This window comes from Paenibacillus lacisediminis, from assembly GCF_046567315.2.
Genome location: NZ_JBKIAX020000019.1, coordinates 99,533 through 113,806 on the forward strand (window position 1 = coordinate 99,533; position 14,274 = coordinate 113,806).

Below are 14,274 nucleotides of genomic sequence, written 5' to 3' on the forward strand. Positions count from 1 at the left end.
ATCTGTACTATTCTGTTTCTATTATACACGTTCAGGCATAAGTCAGCCATACGGCCGCAAGCACGATCACGGAATAGACAATTTCCATGATTCCGGTTTGCTTTGCCGTAAGCCCTGTGCGCGGACACCACACGGCTCTGGCCAGCAGCAGCAAAGCCGGCAGCAATAGCGGAAGGGGGAGCAGCCATGCGGCAAGCAGCGTCAAAATCAGGTGGTAGCCCACGGAATACCAATAATAACGCGGGTTGTTCCGCTCGCGGATGATCGTTTTTACATAAAAAGCCGTGCCGGCAAAATAGCCTGTGCTGATCAAAAACAGCTTAACAGTTACCCTGTAGTCCGTGCCGCCGCCCAGTTCGAACGAAAGGAACACCATGATGCTGAACTGCACGATGGCAACGATATCGTTGACAAGCGCGCGCTCGCGTTTTTGCCTGGCGTAGTAGACGTTGACAGCAAACAGGGGCAGGAACCACAGCGCCATGAAGATGACATCGGGGCGAAGCAAAACGAGCACCGTTCCGGCAGGGACGAGAAGCGCTCCATATAGAAGAGCCGGTTTGCGGTAGCGGTCGCCTTTGCCCGTGCGGACCCACTGCAGCAAAGGAAACATCAGCAAATAAATCAGCAGCCAGCAAACAAACAGCAGGGCATGGATCCACCCGGGGGTCGAGGCAGCCATGCCGAACAGGAACGGAATGATCAACATCGCCCAGGCTCCATGCTGGTTGGGGATATAATGCTTTAAACGCATGACGGCATTCTCTCCTTATTTTCCAAATGGATGGGGCAAATTCCCGATCATTATATCCGCCGGCGGAAAACTTCCCAGTGACGCGAATCACTGAATTCATGGCAGCTTCCCAACAGATAAGAAGCCGATTTTATGGGGCCGCTCAAACTTGTGACTGATATCACAAACGTTTCCAAAGCCGTTGATATAATGAGGGCGAATCATTCAATTTTTAAATTATGGGAGGACTACACATGAGTCAATTTAAAGCAACCGTTAACGCCACCGAATATCCGCCGCAACTTAAACATAAGACGATTTTTGCCGCATACAACGACTTGGCGCCGGGAGAAGCGATGCTGCTGATCAATGACCACGATCCGGTACCGCTGCGTTTTCAATTCGAAGCGATGCATCCGGGTGAATTCACCTGGGAATATCTTGAGCAAGGGCCGGAAAAGTTCCAGGTGAAAATCGGCAAAAACTAAGCGGGGGAATGGTCTATGGCTACGATTACGGTTATCGATGAAAAAACGATAAAAATCGCCGTCGAGCTGGAGGATGCTTTGCGCATGATTGAGGAAGCGGAAAGCGATCCGGAGCTTTACGCCAACGAGATTTTAACGATCGCCGAAAAAATGCCGGAATTTCAATATACGTATTTCTGTTTCTATGCCTATGACACCGCCGCCTTGTTTGAAAAAATGCTGGGAACCGATCCGAAGCAATATCTTTCCTTTTCGCTGGAGGTGAACCTATAGTGGAAAACCGGGTTGTTGAACTCGACGTACGCCCGCAGCTGCGCCAAGGTGAAGAGCCGTTCGGGATCATCATGGACGCCTTCGAACGGCTGGAGGCGGACGAAATTTTCGTGCTGCACGCTACGATCAAACCCGCTCCGCTGCTTAAGCTGCTGGAGACGAAAGGCTACACAAACGAATGCGAGCAGTTGGCCGCGGATCACTGGAGGGTGACTTTTAAGCCAGGCAATTAAAATTAGCGTTTTGCCATATGAACGCGTTAAAAAAAGCGCGGGCACAGGAGTTCCATACCTCCTGCTGCTCGCGCTTTTTGGTTTTGCTTTCCACGGAATTGACGGAATTGCCGCCACGCCCTCCGGCCTTAAGTATTGGCTCCATATCCCTGCGGAATATAAGCGCAATACGGGTCGCTCTCCAGATAATCGCCGGTCACGGCATACGCTCTGGCCCGGGAACCGCCGCAAAGCTGCTTGAACTCGCAGGCGCCGCATTTGCCTTTCAGCAGCGACTTGTCGCGGAGTTGCCGCATGACCGGCGAATTCCGGTAAATGTCGGGAAGCCGCGAATCCCTCACATTGCCGCAGCTCACCGGCAAAAATCCGCTTGGATACACCTCGCCGGTGTGGCTGATAAACACGAACCCGTCCCCATCGTTGACGCCCTTGGGCGAACGGCCGAGCACATCCTTGCGCTTCACGGCTCCGGCCTCTTGGCCGGCAGCGCCGCCGCGCTTTTGCTGCTGCAGAAACACGCGGCGGTAGTGCGGCGCCTCCGTCGCTTTGATGCCGTAAGGCATCGCCCGCTGCATCCTGGCCAGCCACTCCATCACCTGTTCATGCTCCTCGGGCGTAATCATGTCCTTCACCATGCCCCGCCCCGTCGGCACAAGGAAAAACACGCTCCAAAGCACGGCGCCCATTTCCTTTACCGCATCGGCAATCCGCGGCAGATCATCCAGATTATAACGTGAGACCGTCGTATTGATCTGGATCGGAATTTCGAGCTGTTGCAAAAAACCGATCCCTTTCATTGTCATTTCATAGGAACCCGGTGTTCCGCGAAAATGGTCGTGGATTTCGGCCGTCGAACCGTCAAGGCTAAACGCCCAGCGGGACAAGCCAACCTCCTTCGCCTTGCTCACGGCGGAAAACGTGACCCGCGGCGTGGCGCTTGGGGTCATCGAGACGGGCAGCCCTTTGTCCTGAATCGCATACCGGGCCAGCTCGAACAAATCGGGGCGCATCAGCGGATCGCCGCCGGTAAACACGAACAGCGGTTTATCCATTTCCGCGATGTCGTCGATCAACTTCTTTCCTTCCTCAAGGCTAAGCTGTCTCGGGTCGGGATGATACTGGGCTTCCGCCCGGCAATGCAGGCATTTTAGAGCACAAGCCCGCGTCACCTCCCAGATGACGATAAATGGATTTACGTTGTAGTCCCTGTCCTGAATCATTTGCATCACCGCCCATCCCCCAAATAAGCTGCCAAGCTTTCCGCGGCTTCCTTGCCTTGCCGGATACAGTCGGGTATGCCTACGCCGGCATATCCTGCGCCGCACAGCTGCAGCCCCGGCTTCGCGCGGGCCAACGTTTCGCGCAGCGCCGCAAGCCGTTCGACATGGCCGACCGGATACTGGGGCATCGACTCTGGCAGAGCGGCGAGCTCGCAAAACAGCGGGCTGGCGGTGATGCCCAGCAAATCGCGCAGCTCGGCGGCCACCCGGCGCTCGATGTCGGCCCTGGACATCGCGGTCCATGCCTCGTCGCCCAAGCGGCCGATATAGGTCCGCATCAGCGCTTTATCGCCGGGAGCCGAGTGCAGCCATTTCGATGAAACCCAGGTAATCGCCGTAATCATTCGGCCTTCCCCGCGCGGGATAAGCACGCCGGAGCCGTTCAAATCGTGGGGAACGTCTTCCCGCCGGTAGGCGAAGGCCAAATTAGCCACGGACACATAGCGGATCCGCTCCAGATAAGCGGCTTCGGGAATGTCGTCCAGCAGCCGGGCCGCGGCAAAAGCCGGCGCCGCCAAAATGACCCCGTCGGCGGCCAAACGCTCGCCCCCGCTTAAGCTGAGCTCATAACCTGCTCCTGCTTCTTGCTTCGACAGTCCGGTTACCGCCTGCCCCGTAATTATCTCTTCTTCCTTCAACGATTCCGCCAGCGCGTCCGTCAGTATCTCCAAACCGCCGGTTAACGTCAGAAACATGCTGGTTTGCGCGGCCTTCGGCAGCGGGCCTTGGCTTTGCCCCGGCTGCGGCGGCTGCTTTTTGCTGGCCAGCAGCCCGAGGATCAGACTGCGGTGCTTGCGCTCCATCTCCATAAACTGCGGAAATGTCGCTTTCAAGCTAAGCTGCTCGGTATCCCCGGCATAAATGCCAGCCAAGAGCGGCTCCGTCATCTGCTCCAGCACCTCTCTGCCGAGCCGGCGGCGGATGAATCCGCCCAGCGATTCGTCGCCGCCGCCGCGCCGCGCGGGGAGCAGCAGGTCCATGCCGGCCCGCAGCTTGCCGGCCGGAGAGAGCAGCCCCGTCTTGACCATCGGCCACATTTGCGTCGGTATGCCGAGCATCAGCCCCGGCGGCATCGGATGAAATTTGCTACGATGCAAGATATAACTCCGCTTCGCCTGCGGGTTCGTCCCTGCCAGTAAATGCTCCAGCCCGAGCTCCCGGATCAACTCCAGCGCGGCGGGCTTGCGCGCGATCATTGAATCCGGGCCTTGTTCTATCGTAAAGCCGTCACGGCGCAGGGAACGGATTTTACCGCCCAGCCGGCCGGACTGCTCAATAAGGGTAACCCCGGCGTCCACTCCCCGTTCGCGCAGCAATTTGCGCACGTAATAAGCCGCGCTTAACCCGGTGATTCCCCCGCCGATGACGGCGATCTTTTTGCTCACGTCTAACTTTCGACCTCCTTAATGCCGCAAGCCAAATGCCTCAAGGCTTTGAGGGCCTGCGTATTTTTTCTCTTAGGCTATCGTAACCTCTGGACCTGTGCGTTTTTATGACTTGAGTCACTCCGGGTGTAACATTTCTCGGTTAGAATTGTCAAAAATCAAGCGGAAAGGAAATTAACGATGAGTGCAAACCAGACATTGCAGCTTAAAACGGGAGCGGAGCTATTGATCGAGTGCTTGCGGGAGGAAAAGGTCGATACGATTTTCGGGTATCCCGGCGGTGCGGTGATTCCGATTTATGACGCGCTTTATGACTGCTCCGGCATCCGGCATATTTTGACCCGCCATGAACAGGCCGCCGTACACGCAGCGGACGGATATGCGCGGGTTACGGGCCGGGCCGGCGTGGCCCTGGTCACCTCGGGGCCGGGGGCCACAAACGCAGTGACGGGCATCGCCAACGCCTTTATGGACTCGGTGCCGCTGGTGGTGTTGACGGGTCAGGTATCCACCGATCTGATCGGGCGCGACAGCTTCCAGGAAGTGAATATTTTCGGCATGACGATGGATGTGACGAAGCATAATTATGCCGTTGCGGACATCAGCCAATTGCCGCGGATCGTGAAGGAAGCCTTTTATATCGCCACGACGGGAAGACCCGGACCGGTGCTGATCGATCTGCCCAAAAATGTGATGGCGGGCAAAACCGGACTCGCTCCGGCGCTGCAAGCCTCGATCCGCGGTTATCAGCCCGCCCCTCCCATTCCTGATGAATCCGTACGGATCATCCGGGACAAACTTGCCGCCACGCAGCGGCCGGTCCTGGTGGCCGGGGGCGGCGTAGTCTCATCCGGCGCCGCCGAAGAGCTCATCCGGTTCGCGGAGAACGCGCGGATACCCGTCGCTACCACACTGATGGGCATCGGCGCTTTCCCTTCCCGGCATCCGTTGTACCTCGGCATGCTTGGCATGCACGGAACCTATGCCGCCAACCGGGCCGTCCATCAGGCCGACCTGCTGCTCTGCCTCGGCACGAGGCTAAATGACCGCTTGTCCGGCAAAGCCAAATCGTTTTCCCCGCAGTCTTGGAAAATCCAGATCGATATCGACAATGCCGAGCTCAACAAAAATATCCCCATGGATCTGAACGTCCAAGGGGATGTCCGGGAACTGCTGGCCAAACTGAACGCTTCGCCTTGCGGAGGCCTTGGAGGCGAGTGGGCGGATGGCACCGCCGGCTGGCAAAGAAAAGTCCCGCATTTTACCGCCGATGCCGACAAGGACGGGCTGAATCCGCAGGAAGTCATTAAGCTGCTCGATACACTGACGGAAGGCGGGGCGGTCGTAGCCACGGACGTCGGACAGCATCAAATATGGACCGCCCACCACTACAGATTTTCCCGTCCCCGTTCGTTTCTGACGTCGGGTGGACTCGGCACGATGGGCTTCGGCTTCCCCGCCGCCATCGGCGCGGCGGTCGCCCAAGGCAGCGAAACGCGGCCGATCCTGTGCGTGACCGGGGACGGGAGCTTTCAAATGAACCTGCAGGAATTGATGACGGCCGTCGACTACAAGCTGCCGGTTAAGATCGCTATCTTGAACAACGGTTATTTGGGGATGGTCCGGCAGTGGCAGCAGCTGTTCTATGATCGGCGTTATTCCTCCGTGCAAATTTCCTCGCCGGACTTTGTGACTTTCGCCAAGGCATACGGGGTTCCCGGTTTTCGCGCGCAGACGGTGGAGGAAGCCGAATTCGCGATTCGCCAGGCTCTGGAAACCACGGGTCCCGTGCTGATGGAGTTCAACGTCAAAGAGGAGCAAAACGTTTACCCGATGGTGCCGCCCGGAGAAAGCAACGACAGGATGCTGACCGGCGAGAACGACCTGTAGCTCCCGGTCGAAGTATGGCCTCGGGAGGCAAAACCGAAGTACTCGGTGCTGCTGATCATTAAATAAGGGGGAAGGGTTCTCGTAGTAGAACAGAAGAGGGAATGGGTATGGGGTGTAAAGTTTACGGCCCGCCTTTAGAGTCAGGTTCTAACCTTAAAGCAAGTTCGATAAGAACCTGACTCTAACAGCGGGTGGAACCCCATACCCATCCCTCCCCTTGGCTGAGCGTATGGGTTTGCGCGGCAAAGGACCTCGCCGGCGGCGAGGTTTTTCCTAAGCCGGGGCTCTTGCTAAACTGCGGACGCTGCCCTAACGGACACCAGCGACCTTATTCGCCCATTTCCTGGGTATTTCCCAGCCTAACGGACCCAGTTGACCTTATTTCGCTCTAAACGAGGTCATCTGGACCAATTCGAGGTAAATAGAGTCATCTCTGTCCGTTACATTTTGCAAACCTCCGTTTTTCCGCAAATAACGTCACTGGTGTCCCTTAGCCTCCAGATTCCGCCCCTCCTCTCCTCGCTATTTGCGCATCCTTCTATCCTCCTCCCCTCGCTATCTGCGCATCATCCTCTCCTCCTCCCCTTCTACCTTCGCATCGTCCGCTACCTCGCCGGGAATTTTATAAATAATGTAAAAAAGGGGCTCCCCGAGAAGCATCATCTTCGTCGGGAAAGCCCTTTTCCTCTTAGCCCAAGCCCGGCATGGTTCAATCGAACCCGCCGCCTTGCCACGCAACCGGCATTATACACTCTGGCCGCGCCCGCCTTCCTCCTGCCATTTCAGCTCCCATTCCCGCAGCTTGGCCCGGCGGATTTTGTCGAGCTCGCGCTGCTTCTCCTCGCCTACGCCGAGCAAAAAATGCAGATGCGCCCCGATCACAAGAAAAGCAAAACCCGCCCATACCGCGCCGAACAGCGATACCCAGCCGGCCCCGGGAGCAAAGGAAATAAGCGGCAGCGCGTACACGAGCATCGCCAGAGCCAGAATTAAATAAACGACATGCTTCCACTTGTTCGGTTTCTTTACCGTCTTCATCTTTCGCAGCTCCTTCATTTCATAGATTAAGAGACTCGCATCCTGCCTGTCCTCTTGTTCTCTTCTAAATCTATGAAGGAAAACGAAAGAATATGAGAACCTTTTTTTGGTTACATTCCCGCCCCGTACAAATGCTGCAGGCTGTCCGTAATGATTTTGTTGACGTCCTGGATAATTACGCTAAGCCGGCGTTCCGCATCAAACAGACGGCGGATGTTCAAGTTCAGGCTCAGCACCTCGAACTGCTTCTCCATCTGTTCCATTTCTTCGGGAGCCGGCATTTCCCCCGCCATCATCCGCTGCTGCACCGTGTTTTGGCGGACGCGGAAATCATCCAGCATCCGCTTACTCTCCGGGTCGGCCTCGATCAGCTTCATCGCTGCCGTAATTTCCGCCACTTCCGGGCTGTCTTTCAAGGCTGCCGCCAAATCATGCGCTTTGTCGTAAATATTCATTCTTTTTCCTCCTAAAATTGACCTTATTTTAATCTTATTCAGAAATTTTTTGTTACCTTGCCACCAGCATCAACAATGACTGGAACAGTCCGATGATCCCGCCGAGCAAGACGCCCAGCCAGGTGATCGCGCGAAATTCCTTACCGGATACGCTGAGGATGATTTCCTCAAGGCGTTCCACCGGGAATTTTCGCACCTGCTCATCAACCAGCTGCGGCAGCTGCACGGCCTGAATGACGGCGGGGATTCCATTGGCCGTGAGGGTCAGCGCCCGCAGAGTCACCGTGGGAACCGCCGCGATTGCCCGTTCTTTCCAAGGGGCCAGCAAAGACCGCAACGGCGTTTCTTCCGCATGTTCGATCCATGCTTCCACCGGAAGAAGCCCGAGCTTCCCGGCAAGCCAGTCCAAAGCCTCTTCCCCGGTCAGGGCGGCAAGCAGCTCGGCGGCCGGCTTTTCTCCATACAGCTCAAGCCGTGCTTCGATCGCCCCCGCCGTTTTGCTTACCGTCTCTTCCCCCCGCAGCGCCCGGACGAGGGCCGGCGTCAGCTTTTGCACCAGCTTATCCTCATCCACAAATATCGCGGCCATCGTTCCGAGAAATCCGCCGGCGTTGTCCATCAGGCCGGAAGCCATCTTGGACAGCATCCGCTGCCCTCCGGCGGACAACAGCTCCTCCTCCACCGTTTGCAGAATCGCTTCCGCCGCGGCAGTGCTCCATTTCTTGCGGTTTTCCTCCGACCAGCCGGGAACGAGCTGTTTTAAAGGAATGGCGCCCCACTCGTAACGCCGCCACAGGTGTTCAAGTCCTGCCGCCGACGCGCGCCGCACTTCGCCGGCCAGCCGCGATTTCAGCGCTTCCCATTCCGCTTCGCCCCAGATCCTTACGGCCGCTTCGCCAAGCGTCAGCGGGCTCGCCCCCCAGCGCTCGATCAGATCACGCAAATATCCCTCCACTTTTTGGCGGAAGGCCGGCCGCAGCACGGTCTCCTGCAGTCCCTCGGCTGTAACCAGGTATTCCGCCACCACCCGGCCCAGCGACTCGGCGATATCGTCTCGGCGCTTCGGAATGAGCCCCGGCGTAAACGGAACCTTGAACTTGCCGATATGTACCGGTTTTCTGGGATGAAACAGCATTTTAATCGCAAAATGATTGGTTATTCCGCCCACGAAGGCAGCCACCACCACGTTAATGACAACATAAAGCCAATCGGCCACCCTGATTTCCTCCTTATCTTAGGCTATTACCTAATATCTTAGGCTATTACCTAACTCTTCTCTCGCAGATTCACGCTTTCCACCCGCGCCCGGACCGGAAAACGCTGCTTCAGCACCCGCCCTAAAGCCCGTGAAAACAGGCATGGGTTAATCACCAAGGATTCTATGTCCTCATATGATGCATTACATGCATTTGACGCAGACGATCTTTGCTTGCATCCAAGACTCAAGCTTAGCTTGGAAGGAGATCCGCTACATGCCCTCCAAAAAAATTACGGTACAGATCATGAGTCCGGGCCTGCTTGAAGACGATACGCTCGCGCTCGGAGACATGCTGATCAAACAGTGGAAAATACCGACCGATCTTCCACTCTTCCTGGCCTTCGGATCATTCCGGCACAGTGTAAAAGTCATCCCTTTGACGAGATCCGACGGAGTTCGAATGAGTGCTGGACTTGCAAGGAAAATGGGAATTCAGCCGCGATCGCCGCTGCGGCTCATATATCGCCCTCATTCTTCTACCATTCAATTCGGCCCCTTGCTCGGCGTGTTGCTTAGCCAGGATTACGCGGAAAATCCGGAAAGACCTTTCGGTAAAATGACTTCATTTTGCAGGGAACTCGCCAACGCATGCTCCAGGCAAGGGGTGTATGTCTACTTTTTTACGCCGGAGCATATCGCCAAAAATTCCGAACAAGTGTCCGGGTGGGTCTTCTACAAAGACGAATGGAAAAAGACCCAGCTGCCGGCCGCAGACGTATTTTACAATCGGCTGACCTCCCGCAAACTGGAGAACAAACCTAGCGTACAGCATTTTATGAAAGAAGTAAAATCCCGCTACAGGAGCCATTTTTTCAATGAGAAATATCTCGATAAGACCGAGGTGTTTGACGCGCTGGCCAAAGATGGTCAACTGCTCCGCTATTTGCCGGAATCCCATCTGTTTCGGGGCTATGCCATGCTCAAGGCGATGTGCGCCAAATACCCGATCGTTTTTTTGAAGCCGGTCAAAGGCAGTTTGGGAAAAGGGATCATTCGCATTTCAAAGCTCGAAAACGGCACCTATCAAGCGCTTACCGCTCAGGTCGGCGGTACGCGGCGCCATACCTATCCCAGCCTGACTAAACTTTTCTCCGCCTTAAGCGGCAGAATGAAGACGACAAGATACCAGATCCAGCAAGGGCTGCACCTGATCGAGATCGATCATCGGCCGGTTGATTTCCGCGCGCTTGTCCAGAAAAATTTGTCCGGCAAGTGGAGCACGACCTCGATCGTCGCCCGAATTGCCGGAAACCAGCATTTCGTGTCCAATCTGGCCCGCGGAGGGACGCTCAGCACGGTCAAGGACGCGAGCAGCCGCAGTTCATTGCTGCCGGGAATGAAGAGCAGGATCGGTGCCAGATTGAAAAAGGCAGCGCTGGACATCGCCCAAGGCGTTGACGCCAACTTGCCGGCTCATTTCGGGGAATTCGGCATCGATCTGGCGGTTGACACAAACGGCAGGGTTTGGCTGCTGGAGGTCAACTCCAAACCATCCAAAAACGATAACACCCCGATGGGCTCCGGAAAGATCCGCCCGTCGGTCAAGCGAATTATAGAATACACCCGCTATTTGTCCGGCTTCTAAGGAGGAATCATCCGATGAATCATGCTCTCAAAGGCAGCGTCGGCGTTCTTGTCGCCGAAAGCGAAGGCCCGCTTCCTTTCGCTGAAGCTTCCTTTTGCCGCAAGCTTTGCCAGATCGGCGAAAGGAAGGGCATGTGCGTTTACGTATTTTGTTTGCCCTCGATTTCGGAGGGTAATGCAAACGGGATTCCGGGTTACATGTTTGAGCGGGGAGGCTGGGTCCGCAAACGGCTCCCCAGGCCTGATATCGTTTATGACCGCTGCCTGACCTATGACCGCAAAGGGCAGCTGCGTAAACAGCGCCTGCTGTCCCGGCTGGCCGCCAAGCATCCGTATATCTATCTGACGCGAGGGCTTGCCGGAAAATGGGCGGTGCACCAGGCGCTGAGCAAATACCGGGATCTCGCTCCCTATTTGCCGGAAACCGCATTGTACGAAGGTCCGCTACAGCTTGCCGAATGGCTTGAAGCCCATGACAAGGAGGTTTTTCTGAAACCCCGAAACGGCACGCACGGCAGAAGGACGCTTTACGTCAAGCTCGCGGACTCCGGCGAACAAATCGGCATGGTCGGCCGGAGCGGCAGCAATACGTTGTTCAAACGGCGTTTCTCTTCCCGTAAAGCCGGGCTGGAATGGATCGATAAGTTTATCGGAGCCCGCCCCTATCTGATCCAGCCTTATCTGCAGTTAAACAACGCGCAAGGCGAGCCGTTCGATACTCGAGTTCTCATGCAAAAAAACGAAAAAGGGGAATGGAGCTTAACGGGAATGGCGGTGCGGGTCGGTCCAAAGCATTCGCTGACCTCCAATCTTCACGGCGGCGGCACCGCGCATAAAGCGCTGCCTTATCTGATTCGGGAGCTAGGGGAAACCGCCGGAATATCCGCCGTCCAAACCATCCGCCATCTGTCCCTGCGGATACCGGAATACCTGGAGACCTGTTTTGGCCGCCTGGCGGAGCTTGGCCTCGATTTCGGCGTGGACCGCGAAGGCAAAGTCTGGATCCTGGAGGTGAATTCCAAACCGGGACGGACTTCGCTTTTCCGGATCGGTGACCCGATAAGCGCCCGAAAATCGATTGAAAATCCGATTTCCTACGCCCGCTATTTGCTTCTGAGCAAACCCTGATAACGTTTAGGAGGATAAAATCCATGAGTTTGACTTATTGCAACGTCCATTTCACGCAGGAACCCGAGCGGGTCGTCTACTTGTCCGGGGCATTAATGAAGAACCTGAAGCTGTCAGGCAAAAAGTCGGTTCATCTGAGGCTCGGCGGGGAACGGGTGCCCGCCGCCATCAAGCGGATCAATAAAACGGGAAAACACTTGTACTTGGCTAACGGGGTACGCAGGGGTATCAAAATTCCGCAACCAGGCGGCGTTTATCTCCGCAGTCTTCAGGAGGGCGAGGTGCAAATCGGGCCGCTGATCGGCGTGCTGTCCGACGGGCCGGCATCCTCCCGCGCGAACCCGTTTGGTTCGCGTACCGGCTTCATCAGGCAGCTGCTGCGCCAAGGCAGCAAGATGTCATATATTTTTGCCTTTACCCCGCACGACATTAACTGGGAACACGATACCATCAACGGGTATTTCCTGAACGAGGCCGGACGTTTCGTAAGAAAACGCGTGCCGCTGCCCGATGTCGTGTACAACCGGCTGCCCAGCCGCCGGGCGGAAACATCGCCCATGATCAATCAGCTGCGGGACCGGTTTGTCCGCCGGAGAATTCCTTTTTTCAACTGGAGCTTCTTCAACAAATCCGACATTTACCGTCTCCTGGAAAGGGACCCCACGGTCAGCCGCTATGTGCCCGAATCGATCATGAGCCCAACCCCGGAGCAAATCAAGGATATGCTCGACCGCCATTCGCTTGTTTATTACAAGCCGAACAGCGGAAGCCTGGGCAACGGGATCTATCGTCTCTCCTATATACCGAAAAGCGGCTATTACGCCCGTTACCGGAAAAACGGCCATAACGCCCTGCTCAGGTTCAACTCCTTCGCCAGCCTGATCCGAACGCTGCAGGCCAGACACGGCCGCTCGCTGCGGGGCTACGTTGCCCAGCAGGGCATCCGCCTGATCGAGATCGACGGCTGTCCGATCGATTTCCGTTTTCATATGCACAAAAATGGCAAAAACCAGTGGGTTGTCGTCGGCATCGGGGCCAAAAAAGCCGGCAAAGGCAGCGTAACGACCCATTTGAAAAACGGCGGCAGCCTATTGACGCCGGACCAGGCGCTCAACCGGGCCTTCGGCTCACGCGCCGACGAGGTGCTGAGGCACGCGAAAAACGCCGCCATTACGCTGGCGGAGGCGATCGAGTCGCATCATCAGCATCTGATCGGCGAACTCGGCTTCGACATCGGGATCGACCGGGACGAACGAGTCTGGATGTTTGAAGCCAACGCCAAACCTGGGCGCTCGATTTTCAAGCATCCCTCGCTCCGCGCCGAAGGGAAGGCCTCGATCGATCATATCCTCGAACATTGCCTGTATTTAAGCAAATTCCGGAGGAGGGACGGCTCATGAGCAGTCCGCTTTTGAGCGAAAAAAAACCGGTAGTCGCCGTGCTGACGGTCGATGACGAATTCAAACTATTCCGGGGCAACCGCGCCAATTTCCGGGATATCGTAAAAACGGGCCTGGAGCTCGATTTCCCGGTTTATGTTGTTACCGCCAGGGACCTCAAGCTCGGCGCCAAAAAAGTGCAGGGGTACGTGTTCCATCCGGAGGATAAAACGTGGAAAAAGCACTGGGTCCCCCTGCCCGACGTCGTCTACAACCGGGTCCCGCTGCGCGAGGATGAACGGAAAGCGGAGGTGCGGCGGAAAATCGATGAGTGTCTCCGGCATGAGTCGATCCACTTGTACAATCCTTTTTTCTTCAATAAGTGGCGCCTGTTCGATTGGCTGAAAAAGGGCCGGACGACCCGGACGCTCGTGCCGGATACGAAAAAAATGGTCGGCCCCAATACGCTGGATGCGATGCTGCAAAAATACGGCAGCCTTTATTTAAAACCGGTGAGCGGCAAGGCCGGGAAGGGGATTATGCTGGTAAAGCTTTACGAAAACGAGGAGAAGCGGTATCGGCTGACGCTTCAGGGCAAAAGGAACAGGAACGTTGTGTTCAAAACGGCCGATCTGCCGACCCTTTGGAAGCGGGTCAAGTTCGAAGCGGGCAAGAAGCCGTACATTATGCAGGAAAGCATCTCCCTCGCCTCATACCGCGGCCGCCACTTCGATATGCGCGTGCTTGTGCAGAAGACGGGCAAGGGCGCCTGGACCGTCACCGGTGTCGGCGCCCGCCTCGCCGGGCCGAAGCGAATTACGACCCATGTGCCGCAAGGGGGGAGCATTGAGGATCCGGAGAAGCTGCTAACCCCGACGTTCGGCGCGGACATGACGGATTTCCTGATCAGCCGCGTAAAATCGCACGCCCTGCTCATCGCCAAGCAAATTGAAAAGGAATGCGGTCATACACTTGGGGAAATGTCCATGGACTTAGGGATAGATACGGAAGGACAAATCTGGTTTTTTGAAGCCAATGCCAAGCCGATGAAATTCGATGAGCCGCATATTCGCAAAAAATCGCTGGAACGCATATTTCAATACAGCCAATTTTTATCCCGGCAGCCGAAGCACAAGTAGCGAGGGGATGA

Annotated in this window: 14 protein-coding genes; 8 read left to right on the forward strand and 6 right to left on the reverse strand. The window is 56.1% G+C overall.

All coding sequences use genetic code 11. The features are described 5' to 3' along the window. Positions 1-31: 31 nt before the first annotated feature. Positions 32-754, reverse strand: coding sequence for a YwiC-like family protein (locus ACLD72_RS27100; protein WP_411003355.1), 723 nt, complete (start codon positions 752-754; stop codon positions 32-34). Positions 755-987: 233 nt separating this feature from the next. Here ACLD72_RS27100 and ACLD72_RS27105 point away from each other — a divergent pair, with 233 nt between their 5' ends. The 3 genes from ACLD72_RS27105 to ACLD72_RS27115 are packed head-to-tail and all read left to right on the forward strand — an operon-like array spanning position 988 to position 1,727. Beyond that, positions 988-1,221, forward strand: coding sequence for a DUF2249 domain-containing protein (locus tag ACLD72_RS27105; protein ID WP_128632496.1), 234 nt, complete (start codon positions 988-990; stop codon positions 1,219-1,221). 15 nt (positions 1,222-1,236) lie between these two features. Then, complete coding sequence (locus tag ACLD72_RS27110) at positions 1,237-1,494, forward strand: hypothetical protein (RefSeq protein WP_411003354.1); 258 nt, start codon at positions 1,237-1,239, stop codon at positions 1,492-1,494. Beyond that, positions 1,494-1,727 carry a DUF2249 domain-containing protein gene (locus ACLD72_RS27115; protein ID WP_411003353.1) on the forward strand — a complete coding sequence of 78 codons (234 nt, stop codon included), beginning with the start codon at positions 1,494-1,496 and terminating at the stop codon, positions 1,725-1,727. Before ACLD72_RS27110 ends, ACLD72_RS27115 begins: the two co-directional genes overlap by 1 nt. 128 nt (positions 1,728-1,855) lie before the next feature. Here the strand turns inward: ACLD72_RS27115 and ACLD72_RS27120 are convergent, their stop codons facing one another. Continuing rightward, positions 1,856-2,953, reverse strand: coding sequence for a TIGR04053 family radical SAM/SPASM domain-containing protein (locus tag ACLD72_RS27120; protein WP_411003363.1), 1,098 nt, complete (start codon positions 2,951-2,953; stop codon positions 1,856-1,858). Next, entirely contained in the window at positions 2,953-4,392 is a 1,440-nt protein-coding gene (hemG, locus tag ACLD72_RS27125; protein WP_411003352.1) for a protoporphyrinogen oxidase, read from the reverse strand. The genes ACLD72_RS27120 and hemG overlap by 1 nt, the downstream gene beginning before the upstream one ends. 180 nt (positions 4,393-4,572) lie before the next feature. Between hemG and ilvB the strand changes: the two genes are divergently transcribed. Further along, positions 4,573-6,282: a biosynthetic-type acetolactate synthase large subunit gene (gene ilvB, locus ACLD72_RS27130; RefSeq protein ID WP_411003351.1), complete on the forward strand. Its 1,710-nt coding sequence runs from the start codon at positions 4,573-4,575 to the stop codon at positions 6,280-6,282. Between the two features lie 744 nt (positions 6,283-7,026). On the opposite strand, the gene ACLD72_RS27135 is transcribed toward ilvB, so the two are convergent. The 3 genes from ACLD72_RS27135 to ACLD72_RS27145 all read right to left on the reverse strand — a co-directional run bounded on the left by ACLD72_RS27135 (position 7,027) and on the right by ACLD72_RS27145 (position 8,991). Beyond that, entirely contained in the window at positions 7,027-7,338 is a 312-nt protein-coding gene (locus ACLD72_RS27135) for a hypothetical protein (protein ID WP_458476246.1), read from the reverse strand. Positions 7,339-7,430: 92 nt separating this feature from the next. Beyond that, entirely contained in the window at positions 7,431-7,775 is a 345-nt protein-coding gene (locus tag ACLD72_RS27140; RefSeq protein WP_411003350.1) for a YlbF family regulator, read from the reverse strand. A gap of 52 nt (positions 7,776-7,827) precedes the next feature. Then, on the reverse strand, positions 7,828-8,991 hold the full coding sequence (locus tag ACLD72_RS27145; protein ID WP_411003349.1) for a DUF445 family protein: 1,164 nt from the start codon (positions 8,989-8,991) through the stop codon (positions 7,828-7,830). A gap of 256 nt (positions 8,992-9,247) precedes the next feature. On the opposite strand from ACLD72_RS27145, the gene ACLD72_RS27150 reads away from it, so the two are divergent. Genes ACLD72_RS27150 through ACLD72_RS27165 form a run of 4 tightly spaced genes read left to right on the forward strand, consistent with a single transcriptional unit; the run spans position 9,248 to position 14,263 of the window. After that, entirely contained in the window at positions 9,248-10,618 is a 1,371-nt protein-coding gene (locus tag ACLD72_RS27150; protein ID WP_411003348.1) for a YheC/YheD family protein, read from the forward strand. Between the two features lie 14 nt (positions 10,619-10,632). Next, a complete protein-coding gene (locus ACLD72_RS27155) occupies positions 10,633-11,745 on the forward strand; it encodes a YheC/YheD family protein (protein WP_411003347.1) in 1,113 nt (370 codons plus the stop codon). Between the two features lie 23 nt (positions 11,746-11,768). Beyond that, positions 11,769-13,145, forward strand: a complete 1,377-nt coding sequence (locus tag ACLD72_RS27160) for a YheC/YheD family protein (protein WP_411003346.1) — start codon at positions 11,769-11,771, stop codon at positions 13,143-13,145. Then, positions 13,142-14,263 carry a YheC/YheD family protein gene (locus ACLD72_RS27165; RefSeq protein ID WP_411003345.1) on the forward strand — a complete coding sequence of 374 codons (1,122 nt, stop codon included), beginning with the start codon at positions 13,142-13,144 and terminating at the stop codon, positions 14,261-14,263. The genes ACLD72_RS27160 and ACLD72_RS27165 overlap by 4 nt, the downstream gene beginning before the upstream one ends. Positions 14,264-14,274: the final 11 nt, after the last annotated feature.

Bases quoted from the DNA above. Each gene is read 5' to 3' on its own strand.
- ACLD72_RS27155 (WP_411003347.1), top strand. From the start codon at position 10,633: ATGAATCATGCTCTCAAAGGCAGCGTCGGCGTTCTTGTCGCCGAAAGC.
- ACLD72_RS27135 (WP_458476246.1), bottom strand. From the start codon at position 7,338: ATGAAGGAGCTGCGAAAGATGAAGACGGTAAAGAAACCGAACAAGTGG.
- ACLD72_RS27140 (WP_411003350.1), bottom strand. From the start codon at position 7,775: ATGAATATTTACGACAAAGCGCATGATTTGGCGGCAGCCTTGAAAGAC.
- ACLD72_RS27150 (WP_411003348.1), top strand. From the start codon at position 9,248: ATGCCCTCCAAAAAAATTACGGTACAGATCATGAGTCCGGGCCTGCTT.
- ACLD72_RS27110 (WP_411003354.1), top strand. From the start codon at position 1,237: ATGGCTACGATTACGGTTATCGATGAAAAAACGATAAAAATCGCCGTC.
- ACLD72_RS27105 (WP_128632496.1), top strand. From the start codon at position 988: ATGAGTCAATTTAAAGCAACCGTTAACGCCACCGAATATCCGCCGCAA.
- ACLD72_RS27165 (WP_411003345.1), top strand. From the start codon at position 13,142: ATGAGCAGTCCGCTTTTGAGCGAAAAAAAACCGGTAGTCGCCGTGCTG.
- ACLD72_RS27100 (WP_411003355.1), bottom strand. From the start codon at position 754: ATGCGTTTAAAGCATTATATCCCCAACCAGCATGGAGCCTGGGCGATG.
- ilvB (WP_411003351.1), top strand. From the start codon at position 4,573: ATGAGTGCAAACCAGACATTGCAGCTTAAAACGGGAGCGGAGCTATTG.
- ACLD72_RS27160 (WP_411003346.1), top strand. From the start codon at position 11,769: ATGAGTTTGACTTATTGCAACGTCCATTTCACGCAGGAACCCGAGCGG.
- ACLD72_RS27120 (WP_411003363.1), bottom strand. From the start codon at position 2,953: ATGCAAATGATTCAGGACAGGGACTACAACGTAAATCCATTTATCGTC.